This window comes from Candidatus Frankia alpina (assembly GCF_902806485.1).
GTDB lineage: Bacteria > Actinomycetota > Actinomycetes > Frankiales > Frankiaceae > Frankia > Frankia alpina.
Genome location: NZ_CADCWT010000661.1, coordinates 1 through 222, shown reverse-complemented (window position 1 = coordinate 222; position 222 = coordinate 1). Strand labels below are relative to the sequence as shown.

1 protein-coding gene is annotated in these 222 nt (G+C 71.6%); it reads left to right on the top strand.

Annotated features, from left to right (window positions below):
* A partial coding sequence (locus G6R25_RS24845; protein WP_205447491.1) for a hypothetical protein occupies positions 1-222 on the top strand: 222 nt, incomplete at both ends.

Genomic DNA, 222 nt, shown 5'->3' with positions numbered 1-222 from the left:
CCAGGTCCGCCGGGACAAGGGGCGGCTGCAGCGGCTGGTGGAGCTGTCGAGCCTGGGCCGGTCGCGGGGGGTGGTGCTGTGGTGGGCCACCCAATATCCGGTCACCGACGGCGCCGCTCCGGGTGTCGACGAGATGATCGCCCCGAACCTGCTGACCCGCTTTTCCCTGCGGGTGGCCAGCAGCGTGCAGGCCCTGGTGGCGTTGGACGACTGCGCCGACTA